Origin of the sequence: Tepidiphilus thermophilus, from assembly GCF_001418245.1 — a bacterium.
Classification (GTDB): Bacteria; Pseudomonadota; Gammaproteobacteria; order Burkholderiales; family Rhodocyclaceae; genus Tepidiphilus; species Tepidiphilus succinatimandens.
Genome location: NZ_LIPU01000004.1, coordinates 162,302 through 178,476, shown reverse-complemented (window position 1 = coordinate 178,476; position 16,175 = coordinate 162,302). Strand labels below are relative to the sequence as shown.

Annotated in this window: 13 protein-coding genes and 1 tRNA gene; 12 read left to right on the top strand and 2 right to left on the bottom strand. The window is 66.9% G+C overall.

The features are described from left to right. Nucleotides 1–67: 67 nt before the first annotated feature. Entirely contained in the window at nt 68–907 is an 840-nt protein-coding gene (fdhD, locus tag ASC37_RS05175; RefSeq protein ID WP_055423404.1) for a formate dehydrogenase accessory sulfurtransferase FdhD, read from the top strand. On the opposite strand, the gene ASC37_RS05170 is transcribed toward fdhD, so the two are convergent. Continuing rightward, the gene (locus ASC37_RS05170; protein ID WP_055423355.1) at nt 897–1,883 is read right to left on the bottom strand and encodes a zinc-dependent alcohol dehydrogenase family protein; all 987 of its coding nucleotides are present in this window, start codon (nt 1,881–1,883) and stop codon (nt 897–899) included. The genes fdhD and ASC37_RS05170 overlap by 11 nt on opposite strands. Nucleotides 1,884–2,186: 303 nt before the next feature. Between ASC37_RS05170 and fdnG the strand changes: the two genes are divergently transcribed. The 6 genes from fdnG to selB are packed head-to-tail and all read left to right on the top strand — an operon-like array spanning nt 2,187 to nt 11,054. Next, on the top strand, nt 2,187–5,255 hold the full coding sequence (fdnG, locus tag ASC37_RS05160) for a formate dehydrogenase-N subunit alpha (RefSeq protein ID WP_141654650.1): 3,069 nt from the start codon (nt 2,187–2,189) through the stop codon (nt 5,253–5,255). Between the two features lie 10 nt (nt 5,256–5,265). After that, nucleotides 5,266–6,165, top strand: a complete 900-nt coding sequence (gene fdxH, locus ASC37_RS05155) for a formate dehydrogenase subunit beta (protein WP_055423352.1) — start codon at nt 5,266–5,268, stop codon at nt 6,163–6,165. Beyond that, nucleotides 6,158–6,793, top strand: coding sequence for a formate dehydrogenase subunit gamma (locus ASC37_RS05150; RefSeq protein WP_055423351.1), 636 nt, complete (start codon nt 6,158–6,160; stop codon nt 6,791–6,793). Before fdxH ends, ASC37_RS05150 begins: the two co-directional genes overlap by 8 nt. Nucleotides 6,794–6,805: 12 nt before the next feature. Then, nucleotides 6,806–7,717, top strand: coding sequence for a formate dehydrogenase accessory protein FdhE (fdhE, locus tag ASC37_RS05145; RefSeq protein ID WP_055423350.1), 912 nt, complete (start codon nt 6,806–6,808; stop codon nt 7,715–7,717). Next, nucleotides 7,714–9,138 (top strand): L-seryl-tRNA(Sec) selenium transferase, encoded by a 1,425-nt coding sequence (selA, locus tag ASC37_RS05140; RefSeq protein WP_055423403.1) that lies wholly within the window; start codon nt 7,714–7,716, stop codon nt 9,136–9,138. The genes fdhE and selA overlap by 4 nt, the downstream gene beginning before the upstream one ends. Continuing rightward, on the top strand, nt 9,135–11,054 hold the full coding sequence (gene selB / locus ASC37_RS05135; protein ID WP_055423349.1) for a selenocysteine-specific translation elongation factor: 1,920 nt from the start codon (nt 9,135–9,137) through the stop codon (nt 11,052–11,054). Before selA ends, selB begins: the two co-directional genes overlap by 4 nt. Here the strand turns inward: selB and ASC37_RS05130 are convergent. Beyond that, nucleotides 11,047–12,105, bottom strand: a complete 1,059-nt coding sequence (locus ASC37_RS05130) for a transglutaminase-like domain-containing protein (RefSeq protein WP_055423348.1) — start codon at nt 12,103–12,105, stop codon at nt 11,047–11,049. The genes selB and ASC37_RS05130 overlap by 8 nt on opposite strands. 125 nt (nt 12,106–12,230) lie before the next feature. Here ASC37_RS05130 and ASC37_RS05125 point away from each other — a divergent pair. From ASC37_RS05125 to ASC37_RS05105, 5 genes are all read left to right on the top strand, one after another. Beyond that, nucleotides 12,231–12,326: transfer RNA gene (locus tag ASC37_RS05125), tRNA-Sec, on the top strand. A 19-nt stretch (nt 12,327–12,345) separates the two neighbouring features. Continuing rightward, nucleotides 12,346–13,482, top strand: coding sequence for an MlaE family ABC transporter permease (locus ASC37_RS05120; RefSeq protein WP_055423347.1), 1,137 nt, complete (start codon nt 12,346–12,348; stop codon nt 13,480–13,482). Further along, a complete protein-coding gene (locus ASC37_RS05115; protein ID WP_055423346.1) occupies nt 13,479–14,264 on the top strand; it encodes an ABC transporter ATP-binding protein in 786 nt (261 codons plus the stop codon). Before ASC37_RS05120 ends, ASC37_RS05115 begins: the two co-directional genes overlap by 4 nt. Before the next feature lie 25 nt (nt 14,265–14,289). Continuing rightward, entirely contained in the window at nt 14,290–14,922 is a 633-nt protein-coding gene (locus tag ASC37_RS05110) for an IS607 family transposase (RefSeq protein ID WP_055423345.1), read from the top strand. Further along, nucleotides 14,919–16,115: an RNA-guided endonuclease InsQ/TnpB family protein gene (locus tag ASC37_RS05105; RefSeq protein WP_055423344.1), complete on the top strand. Its 1,197-nt coding sequence runs from the start codon at nt 14,919–14,921 to the stop codon at nt 16,113–16,115. The genes ASC37_RS05110 and ASC37_RS05105 overlap by 4 nt, the downstream gene beginning before the upstream one ends. The last annotated feature ends 60 nt before the right edge of the window (nt 16,116–16,175 follow it).

Genomic DNA, 16,175 nt, shown 5'->3' with positions numbered 1-16,175 from the left:
TGCCGCAGGGCGCAGAAGAAGGCGGCGTTCTGGTTCGGCAAAGGGCGAGGGAAGAGGGCTGAAGATGATGTCAGTAAATGACGAGTGCAGTGCGAAAGGGCAGCCCCGGATCCACAAGGTGGTATTGCGCGTGCGCACGTCGCGCCTCGAGCCCTTGCCCGAAGAAGACGTGCTCGCCGAGGAGACACCGGTGGCGCTCGAATACAACGGCATCGCCTATGCGACGATGCTCGCCACGCCCGCCGATCTGGAGGACTTCGCCCTGGGGTTTTCGCTCACCGAGGGGATCGTCGAGGGTCCAGCCGAAATTTATGATCTCGAACTCGCATCCGGCGAAGTGGGGGTGATCGTGCGGATCGAAGTCGCCAGCGAGCGCTTCGCGCGCCTCAAGGCGAGGCGGCGCGCCTTGAGCGGGCGCACGGGATGCGGCCTGTGCGGCATCGAGTCGCTCGCCGAAGCAGTGCGCCCCGTGCCGGGCGTGCCGCAGGGTGGGGGGGTGCCGCTTGCGGCCGTACTCGGGGCGATGCGCTCCTTGCGCGCGCGGCAGCCGTTGCATGAGGCCACCGGGGCCACGCACGCGGCGGCGCTCGCCGCGGCCGACGGCTCGCTCCTGCTGGTGCGAGAGGACGTGGGGCGGCACAACGCGCTCGACAAGGCGATCGGGGCCGCGGCGCGCGCCGGGCTGCTGCGCACGGGGGCGGTGGCGATGGCGCTCATGTCGAGCCGGGCGAGTTTCGAACTGGTGCAGAAGACGGCGGTGGCCGGCATCGGCGTGCTCGCGGCGGTGTCGGCGCCCACGGCCCTGGCAGTGCGTCTGGCCGAGGAGGCAGGCATCACCTTGTTGGGGTTCGTGCGCGGCGAAGGGGCGACCGTCTATAGCCGGGCGGATCGCCTGGTTACGGAATGAGCACCGCCGCGCCGTTCACGCGGCCCGCGCGCAGGTCGGCGATGGCCTCGTTGGCCGCCGTGAGGGGGTAGCAGGTGACGGCCGGATGTAGCGGCACCTCGGCGGCGAGCTTCATGAAGGCTTCGCCGTCGGCGCGCGTGAGGTTGGCCACCGAGGTGAGCGTTCGCTCTTCCCACAGCCAGCGGTAGGGGAAGGAGGGAATGTCGCTCATGTGGATGCCGCCGCACACCACCGTGCCGCCTTTGTCGGTGGCGCGCAGCGCCTGCGGCACGAGCTCGCCCACGGGGGCGAAGATGAGTGCGGCATCGAGCGGCTCGGGCGGCGGTTCGTCCGAACCGCCCGCCCAGCAGGCACCCAGGCGCCGGGCGAATTCCTGGGCGGCGACGTCCCCCGGGCGCGTGAAAGCGTAGATGCGCTTGCCTTGGTGTATGGCCACCTGGGCGATGAGGTGCGCCGCGGCGCCGAAGCCGTAGATGCCGACGCGTTCGAGGTTCGCGCCCGCCTTGGCGTAGGTACGCCAGCCGATGAGTCCGGCGCACAGCAAGGGCGTGGCCTCGGCGTCGCCGTAGCGCCCGGGGATGGGAAAGCAGAAGCGGGCGTCGGCCAGCGTCTCCTCGGCAAAGCCGCCGTCGCGCGTGTAGCCGGTGAAGATGGCCGATTCGCACAGGTTCTCCTGCCCGCGCCGGCAGTAGCGGCACGTACCGCAGGCCCCGCCGAGCCAGGGCACACCCACGCGATCGCCCACGCGAAAGCGCGTCACGCCTTCGCCCACTTCGAGTACGCGTCCGACGATTTCGTGGCCGAGTACGAGCGGCAGCTTGGGGTGGGGCAGCTCACCGTCGATCACGTGCAGGTCGGTGCGGCACACGGCGCAGGCGAGCACTTTCAGCCGGATCTCGCCGGGGCCGGGCCGAGGGGAAGGGAGTTCGACGCATTCGAGCGTCGCGCCGGGGCGGGTGAGGAGCATCGCTTTCATGAGATCTGGACGCCACAGAGCCGATCGTGATTCAGTATAGACGAGACGACGGGCGCAGCGCTTCGGGTGTGCGAAAATCGCCGGCAGGGAAACGCTTGTGCACTGCGAGGTTGACTTGCATCAAACCTTGTCTTACAAATCGAACCATCGACCCGATGGATGCGATGTCCGTCTGGAAGGATGATCGTCCTCGGCCGCCTCGTGCATGAAGGCGGGGCCGCCGCAGGCCGTACAGGGGGTGGAGCGAGGCCGTTTTCGGTGTCGCTTTGCCGAGGTAGAAACGAAAAACCCAAGGGGAGACCCATGAACGGGATGAACCGAAGGCAGTTCTTCAAGGTCACCGCTGCCATGCTCTCGGGCTCGAGCATGGCGGCGTTGGGCCTGGCGCCGGAAGCGGCTCTGGCCGAGGTGCGCCAATACAAGCTCGCGCGCATGACCGAGACGCGCAATACCTGTCCCTACTGCTCGGTGGGGTGCGGGATCCTGATGTACGGGCTGGGCGATGGCGCGAAAAACGTCAAGACCACCATCGTGCACATCGAGGGCGATGCCGACCATCCGGTCAATCGCGGCACGCTGTGCCCGAAGGGCGCCTCGCTCATCGATTTCATCCACAGCCCGAACCGGCTCAAGCAGCCGCAGTACCGTGCGCCGGGTTCAGACAAATGGCAGACGATCTCCTGGGACGAGGCGCTCGATCGCATCGCCGCGCTGATGAAAGCCGACCGCGACGCCAATTTCGTCGAGAAGACCGCCGAGGGCAAGACCGTCAACCGCTGGCTCACCACCGGCATGCTCGCAGCTTCGGCCTCCAGCAACGAAACCGCCTATCTGACGCACAAGATCGTGCGCAGTCTGGGGATGCTCGCGTTCGACAACCAGGCGCGTGTCTGACACGGCCCGACGGTGGCAGGTCTTGCCCCGACGTTCGGCCGTGGTGCGATGACGAACCACTGGGTCGACATCAAGAACGCCGACATCATCCTCATCATGGGCGGCAACGCCGCCGAGGCGCACCCTTGCGGTTTCAAATGGGTGACCGAAGCCAAGGCGCACCGCGGCGCCAAGCTCATCGTCGTCGATCCGCGCTTCACGCGTTCGGCCTCGGTGGCCGACGTCTATGCGCCGATCCGCACCGGCACCGACATCGTCTTCCTGGGCGGGGTGATCCGCTATCTGCTGGAGAAAGACCAGATCCAGCACGAATACGTGCGCAACTACACCGATCTGTCGTTCATCGTGCGGGAAGACTTCTCGTTCGAGAACGGTCTCTTCTCCGGCTACGACGCCGAGAAACGTCGCTACGACAAGTCGAGCTGGGACTACGAGCGCGGCGAGGACGGCTACGTCAAGACCGATCCCACCTTGCAGCACCCGCGCTGCGTCTATCAGCTCATGAAGCAGCACTATGCGCGCTACACGCCGGAGACGGTCGAACGCGTCTGCGGCACGCCGCAGGCGAAGTTCCTGCAGATCTGCGAGATGCTCGCCTCCACCGCGCCGGCCAACCGCGTCGCCACCATTCTCTACGCGCTCGGTTGGGCGCAGCACTCGATCGGAGCGCAGATCATCCGCACCGCGGCCATGATGCAGCTGCTCCTGGGCAACATCGGCATGCCCGGCGGCGGCATCAACGCCCTGCGCGGACACTCCAACATCCAGGGGCTCACCGACCTGGGGTTGATGTCCAACCTCTTGCCGGGCTATCTCACGCTGCCCAATGAAGCCGAGCAGGAATTGCCCCAGTATCTGGCCGCGCGCACGCTCAAGCCGCTGCGCCCCAACCAGATGAGCTACTGGCAGAACTATCCCAAGTTCTTCGTGAGCCTCATGAAGGCCTGGTGGGGCAAGGCCGCCACGGCCGAGAACAACTGGGCCTACGACTATCTGCCCAAGCTCGACAAGCTCTACGACCTGCTGCAGGTCGTCGAGCTCATGGCGCAGGGCAAGATGAACGGCTATATCTGCCAGGGGTTCAACCCGCTGGCGGCAGCGCCGAACAAGGCCAAGGTGCTGGAGGGGCTCGCCAAGCTCAAGTACCTGGTGGTGATGGATCCGCTCGCCACCGAGACCTCGGAATTCTGGCGCAACGCCGGCGAATCGAACCCCGTCGATCCGTCGAAGATCCAGACCGAGGTGTTCCGGCTGCCCACGACCTGTTTTGCCGAGGAAGACGGCTCGCTCGTCAATTCCGGGCGCTGGCTGCAATGGCACTGGAAGGGGGCTGAACCGCCGGGCGAGGCGCGCAGCGACATCGAGATCATGGCCGAGCTCTTCCTGCGCATCCGCGAGCGCTACCGCCGCGAGGGCGGCGCTTTCCCGGCGCCCATCCTCGACCTTTGGTGGCCCTACGCCAACGAGGCGAACCCCACGCCCGAAGAGCTCGCCAAGGAGTACTCCGGCAAGGCGCTGGTCGACCTGCCCGATCCCAAGGATCCGGCGAGAATCGTGCGCCGCGCCGGCGAGCAGCTCGCCGGCTTCGCGGAGCTGCGCGATGACGGCAGCACCGCCTGCGGCTGCTGGATCTTCTCGGGCAGCTGGGGGCCGACGGGCAACCTGATGGCGCGACGCGACAACAGCGACCCCACCGGTATCGGCCAGACGCTCGGCTGGTCCTGGGCCTGGCCGGCGAACCGGCGCATCCTCTACAACCGGGCGAGCGCCGACCTGCAGGGCCGACCGTTCGATCCGCAGCGCAAGCTCATCTACTGGAACGGCAAGGCGTGGGCCGGGGCGGACGTGCCGGATTTCAAGGTCGACGAGCCACCCGACTCCGGGATGGGGCCTTTCATCATGAACCCGGAAGGGGTGGCGCGATTCTTCGCCCGCGCCGGCATGGCCGAGGGCCCGTTCCCCGAGCACTACGAGCCGTTCGAGACGCCGCTCGGCTACAACCCGCTGCATCCGAAAACGCCGGCGGCCACCAGCAACCCGGCGGCGCGGGTGTTCGCGCGTGATCTGGCCGACATGGGCAAGGTGGAGGAATTCCCTCACGTGGCGACCACCTACCGGCTCACCGAGCACTTCCACTACTGGACGAAGAACGTGCGTCTGAACGCCATCGTCCAGCCGGAGCAATTCGTCGAGATCGGCGAGGCGCTCGCCAAGGAGCTGGGCATCGCCAACGGCGAGCGCGTCAAGGTCTCGTCCAAGCGCGGCTACATCAAGGCGGTCGCCCTGGTGACCAAGCGCATCCGGCCGCTGACGATCGAGGGCAAGACGGTGCACCACGTGGGCATTCCCATCCACTGGGGGTTCGTGGGCATCGCCAAGCCGGGGTTCCTGGCGAACACGCTCACGCCTTCGGTGGGCGATGGCAACATCCAGACGCCGGAATTCAAGTCCTTCCTGGTAAAAGTGGAAAAGGCATAGGAGCGCGGCCATGGCATTGCAATCTCTCGACATCAAGCGGCGCTCCGCCACCACTTCGCCCACCCCTTCGGTGCGCGAGCCGAGCGTGGGCGCGGTGGCCAAGCTCATCGACGTCTCCAAGTGCATCGGCTGCAAGGCGTGCCAGACGGCGTGCATGGAGTGGAACGACCTGCGCGACGAGATCGGCACCAACATCGGCGTCTACGACAACCCGGCCGATCTCACCGAGCATTCGTGGACGGTGATGCGCTTTGCCGAATACGAGAACCCTCAAGGAGATCTCGAGTGGCTCATCCGTAAGGATGGCTGCATGCACTGCGAAGATCCGGGTTGCCTCAAGGCCTGCCCCTCGCCGGGGGCGATCGTGCAGTACGCCAACGGGATCGTGGATTTTCACGAGGAGAACTGTATCGGCTGCGGCTACTGCGTCACGGGCTGCCCGTTCAACGTGCCGCGCCTCTCGAAGAAGGACCACAAGGCGTACAAGTGCACCCTGTGTTCCGACCGTGTCGCCGTGGGACAGGAGCCGGCCTGCGTCAAGACCTGTCCCACGGGGGCGATCGAGTTCGGCACCAAGGAAGAGATGAAGGAGCACGCCCAGGCGCGCATCGCCGATCTCAAATCCCGCGGCTACGCCAACGCCGGGCTCTACGATCCGGCCGGCGTGGGCGGCACGCATGTGATGTACGTGCTGCACCATGCCGATCAACCCACCCTCTACAGTGGGTTGCCGAAAGACCCGCAGATCAGCCCCACGGTGTCGCTGTGGAAAGGGGTGGCCAAGCCCTTGAGCATGGCGGCGATGGCGCTCGCCGCGCTGGTGGGCTTTTTCCATTACATGCGCGTCGGTCCGGCCGAGACGAGCGAGGAGGACGAGCACCGCGCCGAGAAGGAGGTGTCCCATGAGTGAGACCACACGACCGCGGACTCTGCCGCGCTACAGCGCCAGCGAGCGCAGCAACCACTGGGTGGTGGCGATCACCTTCATCCTGCTCGCGCTCTCGGGGCTGGCGTTCTATCATCCGGCGTTCTTCTTCCTCTCGGACCTGCTCGGCGGCGGCTACTGGGCGCGGGTGCTGCATCCGTACATCGGGGTGGTGTTCTTCGTCTGCTTCGCCGTGCTCGCGCTGCGTCTGGCGCGGCACAACGCCTGGGAGGCGAAGGATGCGCAGTGGCTGAAGCACTTCCCCGACGTGCTCGCCAACCGCGAGGAGCATCTGCCCGAGGTGGGGCGCTACAACGCCTTGCAGAAGGCGCTCTTCTATGTGCTGGTGCTGAGCGCCGTCGGTCTGCTGCTCTCGGGAATCGGCCTGTGGCGTGCCTGGTTCTCTTTGCCCGTCGGCGTCGTGCGTGCAGCGGCGCTGGTGCACGCTGCGTGCGCTTTCGTCGCCATCACGTCCATCATCGTGCACATCTACGCGGCCATCTGGGTGAAGGGTTCGGTGCGCGCGATGACGCGCGGCGACGTCACTTGGGGTTGGGCCTGGCGGCACCATCGCGCCTGGTTCCGGCAGATGGTCAAGGGTGCCAACGAGTAAAGGGAGAACGGCTTGCAACGCATTCTGTCACGCGGCGAGATCGAGGGGCTGGAGCGAAATGCCTTGCCACGGCTGCGCCTTCCTTCACGGGAAGTCTTTGCCGAGCGCGCAGCGCGCCTGCGCCATCTGGCCGGGGGGAATTCCCTGGGCGAGTATCTCGCCTTGATGGCGCGGCTCGCCCAGGCGCAGCACGAGGCGCTCGGCGCGTTCACCGCGCCCTTGCCCGACGAGAATCGGCTCTCGCTCGCGCACACGCACGGCATGCCGCCCCTTCCCTGCGAGGGGCCGCTCGAAGGATGCTGGCGCGAGGCGCTGCGGGCGGTGCTTGCGGCGCTGTCCGGTCAGGAGCTCGGGGATGCGCCGCGGGCGACGGTGGCGCGGCTCGAGCAAACGCTCTCTGCCGAGCCGCAGCGGCTCGATGCGCTCGCCCAGGCGCTCCTTGCCGGGGAAGAACCGGGGGACGTAGCCGCAGCGCCTTTCCTCATGGCGGCGCTGCAGGTGTATTGGACCGAGCGGGCGAGCCGTCTGCCGGAAGCGGTGGTGCCGGCTGTGGTGCCCTCGCGCGTCTGCCCGGTGTGCGGCAGCCTGCCGGTGGCAAGCGTCGTGCGCGTGGGCGCGGCGAGCGACGGTCTGCGCTATCTGCACTGCGGTCTATGCGCGAGCGAGTGGCACATGGTGCGCGTCAAATGCAGCCACTGCGAGGACACCCGTTCGGTGGCCTACCACCACCTCGAAGGGGCGTCCGAGGCGATCAAGGCCGAGTCTTGCGATGCCTGCCACAGCTATCGTAAGATTTTCTACCAGGAGAAGGACCTGGAGGTGGATGCGGTGGCCGACGATCTCGCCAGTCTCACGCTCGACGTCTTGATGGGAGAAGCCGGATACGGGCGCGCGAGCGCCAATCCCTTGCTGTGGTTCGCGTGACGACGAACACCCGTTCCGAATCCGTTGCGGCGAGCGCCATCCCTTCGCTCGAACGGCTGCTGGCCTCGCCCGCCTTCGCCGCCCTGCTCACGGCGCACGGCCGCACGCGGGTGCTGGCCGCTTCGCGCGTCCATCTGGCGGCACTGCGGGCGCAGGCTCAGGAAGGGGCGCTCGCAGCCGAGGCGATCCGGCCCGAGGCGATCGCCGCCCGGGTGCGGGAAGCCCTGCAGGCGCAGGATTGTCCCCGCCTGCGTACCGTCTTCAATCTCACGGGAACGGTGCTGCACACCAACCTCGGCCGAGCGCTCCTTGCCGACGAAGCGGTGCGCGCCGTGGTGCAGGCGATGACGGCCCCGGCGGCGCTGGAGTTCGACCTCGAGAGCGGAGGACGGGGCGATCGCGATACGCTCGTGGAAGAACTCGTGCGCGAGCTCACCGGGGCCGAGGCGGCCACCGTGGTCAACAACAACGCCGCGGCGGTGCTCTTGGCGCTCGATGCGCTCGCCAAGCGGCGCGAGGTGGTAGTCTCGCGCGGCGAGCTGGTGGAGATCGGCGGGGCCTTCCGCATTCCCGACATCATGAAGCGCGCCGGAGTCCGCCTCGTCGAAGTCGGTACCACCAACCGCACCCATTCCCACGATTATGTCGAAGCGATCGGACCGCGCACGGCGATGCTGCTCAAAGTGCATTGCAGCAACTACGCCATCACCGGCTTCACCAAGAGCGTGCCGGTGGCGCAAGCCGCCGAGATCGCACACGCGCACGGCCTGCCTCTGGGCGTCGATCTGGGCAGCGGCACGCTCACCGATCTGACCGCTTGGGGTTTGCCGGCCGAGCCGACGGTGCGCGAGACCGTCGCTGCCGGGGCGGACCTCGTCACTTTCAGCGGCGACAAGCTGCTGGGCGGCCCGCAGGCCGGTTTCCTCGTCGGACGCGCCGATCTGATCCGCCGCATCAAGAAGGATCCGCTCAAACGGGCATTGCGGGTGGGCAAACTCACCTTGGCGGCGCTGGAGGCGACGCTGCGGCTCTACCGTGAGCCGGAATTCCTTGCCGAGCGTCTGCCCACGTTGCGGCTGCTCACGCGCCCGGCCTCGGCGATGGCAGCGCAGGCGGCGCGGCTGCGCGCGCCGGTACAGCAGGCTCTGGGCGAAGGATTCGTCGTCGACGAGTCTGCCATGGCGAGCCAGATCGGCAGCGGGGCGCTGCCGGTGGAGCGCTTGCCCAGCCACGGCCTGGTGCTTCGCCCGGTGGGTAAGCGCGCGGGGCGTTCCTTGTCGCGGCTCGAGGCGGCGCTGCGCGCGTTGCCACGCCCGGTGCTCGGACGCGTGGCCGACGAGGCGCTGTGGTGGGACCTGCGTTGCCTGGACGAGGCCGACGAGGCCGCCTTTCTTGCCCAATTGACGGAATTGCGGCCATGATCGTCGGCACGGCGGGGCACATCGACCACGGCAAGACGACGCTGGTCAAGGCGCTCACCGGCGTCGACACCGACCGGCTCGCCGAGGAAAAGGCGCGCGGCATTACCATCGAGCTCGGCTACGCTTATCTACCGCTCGCCGACGGCGAAGTGCTCGGATTCATCGACGTGCCCGGCCACGAGCGCCTGGTGCACACCATGGCCGCGGGTGCGAGCGGCATGGATTTCGCGCTCTTGGTGGTGGCCGCCGACGATGGGGTGATGCCGCAGACGCGCGAGCACCTCGCCATCCTCGGTTGGCTCGGCGTGACGCGCGGGGCGGTGGCGATCACCAAGATCGACCGAGTCGAGGCGACGCGCCTGGCTCAGGTACGGGACGAAATCGCCGCGCTCACGGCGGGGAGTTTTCTCGAAGGCGCGCCGGTCTTCGCCGTGCGGGCGCAGGAGCCGGGCGACGAAGGCACGGCGGCGCTGCGCGCGCATCTGGAACGTGAGGCGGGCCGAATCGCGGCGCGCCGCCGCGAGGGGTTCTTTCGGCTTGCGATCGACCGGGCGTTTACACTCGCCGGCGTGGGTACCGTAGTGACCGGTACGGTCCATGGAGGATGCTACGCCTTGGGCGGACCGGAGGAACTGCGGCTCATGCCGGCAGAACTGCCGGTGCGTGTGCGCAACATCCATGCGCAGAACCGGCCGAGCGAGCGCGCCTTGGCCGGTGAGCGCTGCGCCCTGAACCTTCCGGGGGTGGCGAAAGAGGCCATCGCGCGCGGCGACTGGATCGCGGATGCGCGCTGTTTCTTACCCACGTGCCATCTCGATGTGGAATTGGCGCTCTCTGCGGACGCGCCGGCGCTCGGCGTGCGCACGCCGGTGCATGTGCACCTCGCCGCGGCGCACCGGCTCGCTTACGTCATACCGCTCGAAGGCGATCTCCTGCCGCCCGGCCGGCGAGGGCTCGTGCAGCTGGTTTTCGAGGAACCGCTGTGCGCTGCACCGGGCGATCGTTTCATCCTCCGCAACGCCCAGGCGAACCGCACCCTGGGAGGCGGCCGCGTGCTCGACCCTTATGCGCCCGAGCGCAAGCGCCGTTCGCCGCGGCGCCGAGCCTGGCTCGAGGCGATCACACGCCTGCTGGAAGGCGAGGGGCTCGGACCGCTGCTGGGGCAGGCGCCCTACGGTGTGGACGAAGCGCTGCTCGAGCGGCTGTTCGCGGCGCCGATCTCGGCGGCTGTGCTGCCGCCCGAGGCTTTGCGGGTGCAGGGAGCTCGAGGCGCGGCCTGGATCCTGCCCGGACACTGGGAGGCGCTCGCCGAACGGGTACTCGCCGTGCTCGAACGCCAGCATGAGCGCGTGCCTGACGACCCCGGTGTGGACACGCCGCGCCTGCGCCGCATGGTCGATGCGCTCATCCCCGAGCCTTTGTGGCAGGGCGTACTCGACGCGCTGGCGAGCCAGGGCAAGGTGGCGCGCAGCGGCCCCTGGTGGCATCTGCCGGGGTATGCGGCCCGGCTCGCGGCCGAAGAGGAGGCGCTCGCGGCGCGATTGCTCGCCCGGCTCGAAGCGGGTGGTTTCGATCCGCCGTGGGTGCGGGATCTGGCGCGCGCGGAAGGATTGCCCGAGGAGGTGGTGCGCACCCTGCTGCGCAAGCTCGCGCGCCGTGGCGAGGCGGCGCAAGTGGTCAAGGATCTCTTCTATGCCCCCCGGCGGGTGCGGGAGCTCGCGGCGATCGCCGCCGAGCTCGCCGCGGCCGCAGGGGGCGTGCAGGCGGCGCGTTTTCGCGATGCCACGGGCTTGGGGCGTAAACGGGCGGTACAGATCCTGGAATTCTTCGATCGCATCGGCTACACCCGCCGGGTGCAGCGCCGCGGCCAGGATGCGCACCTGTTGCGCGGCGATGCCGGTTCCGTCTTCAGCTGAGGGAGGCCGATTCGATGCGGTAAGAGAAATGCTCCGGATCGAGGCTGTCGAGGACCTTGCCGCCCACCCGCGCCTGCGGATACATGAAAAAGCCCGACATCATGCTCGGTCCGAAGCGCAGGTCGTTCTCGTCGTTGAACGCCACCCAGTTCATCTCCCAGCTGCCGAAAAGCCGTTCGCGCAGCCCGGCGATCTTCGGGTCGTCGAGCGGCAGTTTTTCTTCGAGCACCGCCTTGCGCACGTCCGCCGGGTCGACGGGGACCCAGCCGAACTCGGCCACGTAGAATTCGGCGCGGCAGTGCTGTGCGCCGGTCACGTCGCCGCTGCGGCCCAAGGACTTGAACAAGCGTGAGTCGGCCACGCGGATGCCGTAGATCTCGCGCGCGGGGATGCCGACGGCCCGGCACAGACCGACGTAGAGGGTGTTGATGTCCACGCATTTCCCGCCGAGATTGCCGCTCTCGAGCATGCTCTTGACGTCGCCCAGGCCGCAGCCGCGCACCTTGGGATCGCGGAAGGAGTGTTCCACCACCCAGTCGTAGATCGCGCGGGCTTTCTGCAGCGGGGTTTCCGCTCCGGCGCTCGCTGCCAGCGCCGTGTCGCGCACGATGCCATCGAGCGGCACCCGTTCGGTGGGCTGGAGATAGCGTTCGAGTACCGTCTCCTGCTCGGGGGTGGGTCGGGGCGGCCGGTGCCAGTCGATTTGCCGATCGCGGGTGGCGACTTCGATGCGCACGCTGGCGCGGCGCTCGGCGGCTCCACGCCAGCGGGCGAAGAAGGCCTCGGCGCGCCCCAGCCGCCGCACTTCGGCCGTGTCGGCATTGCTCTGCCATTGCGGGATCTCGGCGCGTTGATAGTCGCCGAAGTTCTGCGGCAAGGGCAACCACAGCTCGGCTTCGAGGCCGGGTTCGGCAAGTTCGACGTGGTAGGTGAGCGCGAAACGGCGCCAAGATCGCGAATCGGCCGAGTCGGCAGGCGAGGCTTGGAGGGTTGGCAGGCGGGTGAGCAGCAAGGTGCCGCCCGCCAGGCCGAGAAACTCGCGTCGATCCATGGGTGGGTCCTCCGCTGGGGGGTCAATGTTTTTTCTTGGGTGGGTTGCGGTATATTGTATCGTTCCTGTGGCGGACGGGGCGCATGTCCTTACCCGCCGCAGGAACGATATCCTGGTTTTCCCGAGGAAGGCATCCGTGTCCGGTGGCACGGCCGGGCTTCAAACCCGGTTGGGGGCGTCCGACGCTCCCAGGTAGGTTCGACTCCTGCTGCCTTCCGCCATCTGGCGTATCATTGCCCCATGGACGAGATCGCCGCTTCCTTCCCTGCACGCCTGCACGCAACGAGCGAACCCGCGCGCCTCGTGCTCGAGGGGGCGTGGACGGCGGCCGGGATGCGGGCCGAGGCACTCATCGCGGCCGCCGCGCAGGCCTTGTCCGCGCTTCCCGAAGGACCGGTTGCGCTCGAAGCGGCCGCGCAGGCCGAGGTCGACACCGTCGGCGCCCTGGTGCTGGAGCACATCGCGGCCGAGGCGGGGCGCCGGGGCCGTTCGCTCGATTTTTCGGGGTTGCCATCGAACTGGCAGGCGACCTTGGCGCTGGTCGAGCGCGCCGGCGAACATACGCCGCCCCCTGCGCCCGAGCCTTTTTCCGGCTTCGCCTACATCGGCAAGGTCGCCGTCGACCTCGCGCGCCATTACCGGGACATGTTGGCGTTCATCGGCGAGGTCACGCTGCATCTGCTGCCGCTGCTCGTACGGCCCTGGCGCATCCGCTGGGATTCGGTGATCGTGGAGATCGAGGCAGCCGGCGTGCGGGCGATTCCCATCGTGGCCTTGCTCTCCTTTCTCATCGGCGTGGTGCTCGCCTACCAGGCGGGGGTGACGCTCGATCGTTTCGGCGCCAACGTCTTCATCGCCGACATGATCGGGGTCGTCGTCATGCGGGAGATGGGACCGATGATCGCCGCCATCCTCGTGGCCGGCCGCACCGGTTCGAGCTACGCTGCCCAGCTCGGGTCGATGCGCGTCACCCAGGAGATCGACGCGCTGCGCTCGCTCGCGCTGCCGCCGGTCGAGATGCTGGTGATCCCGCGCTTCCTTGCGCTGGCGATCACGCTGCCGCTGCTCACCACCTTGGCCAACGCCGCCGGGGTACTGGGCGGAATGGTGGTGGCCACCGGTGGTTTCGGGCTGGACTGGACGGTCGGTTTGCAGCGTCTGGGGCGGCTGGAGAATACCCATTATTGGATGGGACTGGTGAAGACGCCGGTCTTCGCCACGGTGATCGCCCTCATCGGCTGCCAGGCGGGCATGAGCGTGCGCGGCTCGGCGCTGGAAGTGGGGCGGGCGACCACCTCCAGCGTGGTGCAAGCCATCTTCTGGGTGATCGTGCTCGATGCGATCTTCTCCATCGTCTTTCGCCGGTTGGGGCTATGAGCGCGGTGCAGGAGGAGACGGCCATCGAGGTGCACGGCCTGTGCAACCGTTTCGGTGCGCACGTGGTGCACGAGGGGCTCGACCTGGTCGTGCCGCGCGGCAAGGTGGTCTCGCTCGTGGGCGGCAGCGGCAGCGGCAAGACGGTGCTGCTCAACAACCTCATCATGCTCACGCGCCCGGCGGCCGGCTCCATCCGCATCCTGGGGCGGGACGTGGAGGCGCTCGGACGCGAGGAGCGTATCCGGCTGCAGCTGCGCCTAGGGGTGATGTTCCAGCAAGGGGCGCTCTTTACCTCGCTCACGGTACTGGAGAACGTGATGCTGCCGCTTGCCGAGCACGCGCGCCTGCCGCGGCGGCTGCGCGAGGAGGCGGCCATGCTCAAGATCCAGCTGGCGGGGCTGGACGCGGACGCAGTGCATCGCCATCCGCGCGAACTCTCCGGCGGCATGACCAAGCGCGCGGCGCTCGCCCGGGCGCTCGCGCTCGACCCGGAGATCCTCTTCCTCGACGAGCCCACCTCCGGGCTCGATCCGGTGAGCGCCCGGGCGTTCGACCGGCTGGTGCTCGCGCTGCGCGACGCGCTGGGCGTGACGATCTTCCAAATCACGCACGACCTCGATTCGATCTTCGGTGCAAGCGACCTCGTGGTCTTCCTCGCGCGCAAGAAAGTACTGGCCGCGGGCACGGCCGAGGAACTGGCGCAGCGTCCGGAGCCGGAGCTGCGGGCGTATTTCTCGGCGCGGGCGGGGGGTTCCAACTGTTCGTTAAATACTTGCCTATAGTTGCGCGTTTGTATACACTTTAATCATGTCTCGCAAGCTCGTACCAATACATGAGGCTGCCGAAGCGCTTGGCGTCTCGGCGCAGACTCTTCGCCGCTGGGAGCGCGAAGGGCGACTGTTGCCCGATGAGCGCACGGCGGGCGGGCGCAGACGCTATGACCTTGCCCGGCTCAAGCCAGAGAAGTTCCGCTCGCAAGCCGAGGCAGTACGCAAAACGGTTGCCTATGCTCGCGTTTCCAGCCACGACCAGAAAGACGATCTGGAGCGGCAGAAGCAGGTTCTCGAACTGTATTGCGCACGGCAAGGCTGGACGTTCGAGGTCATCGCCGACCTGGGTTCCGGCATGAACTACCACAAGAAGGGCTTGAAGAAGCTGCTGGAGGCCATCATCGAAGGCCAGGTGGGTCGGCTGGTCATCGCGCACAAGGACAGGCTGCTGCGCTTCGGCGCGGAGTTGGTATTCGCCATCTGCGAGGCCAAGAACGTCGAGGTGGTCATCCTTAATCAAGGCGAGGACACGACCTTTGAGGAGGATTTAGCGAAGGATGTACTGGAAATCATCACCGTGTTCTCGGCGCGGTTGTATGGCTCGCGCAGCCGCAAGAACCAGAAGCTACTGGACAGTGTGAAGAAAGCCGTGGAGGAAATGCAGGCATGATCGTTGCTCACAAGATCGCGCTCGATCCGAACAACGTGCAGGCTTCGTACTTTGCCAAGGCCGCAGGCACGGCGCGATTTGCCTACAATTGGGCACTGGCCGAGTGGCAACGGCAGTACGAAGCCTGGAAACAGGACAACAGCTTGCCCAAGCCCTCGGAAGCCGCACTACGCCGTCAGTTGAACGCCATCAAGCGCGAGCAATTCCCGTGGATGCTGGAGGTCACCAAGAACGCGCCACAAATGGCGATCATCCAGTTGGGCGAAGCGTTCAAGAATTTCTTTGCAGGCCGCGCCAAGTACCCTAAGTTCCGCAAGAAGGGCGTGCACGACCGTTTCACGCTCTCCAATGATCAGTTCAGCATCGACGGCTGCCGCATACGTATCCCCAAGTTGGGATGGGTGCGTATGCGCGAGTCGTTGCGCTTCAATGGCAAGATCATGTCGGCCACGATCTCCCGTGTGGCCGACCGCTGGTTTGCCAGTATCACCGTGGATGTTCCCGATCAGTCCCATTTGCCCAAAGCCGAAAACCAAGGCGTGGTGGGTGTGGATTTGGGTGTATCCGCGCTCGCAACACTCTCGACGGGAGAAACCATCACCGGTCCGAAGCCTCACAAGGCGCTGCTGACCCGGTTGCAACGGCTCTCGCGCAGTCTGAGCCGCAAGCAAAAAGGATCAGCCAATCGCAAGAAGGCCAAGGCGAAGCTGGCACGTCTGCACGCCAGGATCGCCAACATCCGGCAGGACGCCCTGCACAAGCTCACGACGGACCTCACGCGCCGATTCCACACCATCGGCATCGAGGATCTGAACGTGCGCGGCATGGTGAGGAACCGCCATCTGGCCCGCTCCATAGCCGATATGGGCTTCTTCGAGTTCCGTCGGCAACTGGAATACAAGGCCGCGATGCGCGGCGGGCAGGTGGTGATCGCCGACCGATGGTTTCCGAGTAGCAAGATCTGCTCATGCTGCGGACACAAGCAAGAAGAACTGCCGCTGTCGGTGCGGCGCTGGTCATGTTCCATCTGTGGGGTGGAACATGACCGTGACCTAAATGCCGCGATCAACTTGAAGAATTACGCCGCGAGTTCCACGGTGTCTGCCTGTGGAGGGGAAGGCGCTGGCCTTGGCGGTGACGCCAAGGCGAAACCAGCCCCGATGAAGCAGGAAGTCAGCTTTGTTCCTGTTTAGGCAGGAATGAGTAAGTCTGACAGAACGGTGATCCATCCACCCCCACCCTATAGGGCCGGC

Excerpts from the sequence above, each read along its gene's own strand:
- ASC37_RS05115 (WP_055423346.1), top strand. The coding sequence starts at position 13,479 with ATGAGCGCGGTGCAGGAGGAGACGGCCATCGAGGTGCACGGCCTGTGC.
- fdxH (WP_055423352.1), top strand. The coding sequence starts at position 5,266 with ATGGCATTGCAATCTCTCGACATCAAGCGGCGCTCCGCCACCACTTCG.
- ASC37_RS05120 (WP_055423347.1), top strand. The coding sequence starts at position 12,346 with ATGGACGAGATCGCCGCTTCCTTCCCTGCACGCCTGCACGCAACGAGC.
- fdhD (WP_055423404.1), top strand. The coding sequence starts at position 68 with ATGTCAGTAAATGACGAGTGCAGTGCGAAAGGGCAGCCCCGGATCCAC.
- ASC37_RS05105 (WP_055423344.1), top strand. The coding sequence starts at position 14,919 with ATGATCGTTGCTCACAAGATCGCGCTCGATCCGAACAACGTGCAGGCT.
- ASC37_RS05110 (WP_055423345.1), top strand. The coding sequence starts at position 14,290 with ATGTCTCGCAAGCTCGTACCAATACATGAGGCTGCCGAAGCGCTTGGC.
- ASC37_RS05150 (WP_055423351.1), top strand. The coding sequence starts at position 6,158 with ATGAGTGAGACCACACGACCGCGGACTCTGCCGCGCTACAGCGCCAGC.
- selB (WP_055423349.1), top strand. The coding sequence starts at position 9,135 with ATGATCGTCGGCACGGCGGGGCACATCGACCACGGCAAGACGACGCTG.
- ASC37_RS05170 (WP_055423355.1), bottom strand. The coding sequence starts at position 1,883 with ATGAAAGCGATGCTCCTCACCCGCCCCGGCGCGACGCTCGAATGCGTC.
- ASC37_RS05130 (WP_055423348.1), bottom strand. The coding sequence starts at position 12,105 with ATGGATCGACGCGAGTTTCTCGGCCTGGCGGGCGGCACCTTGCTGCTC.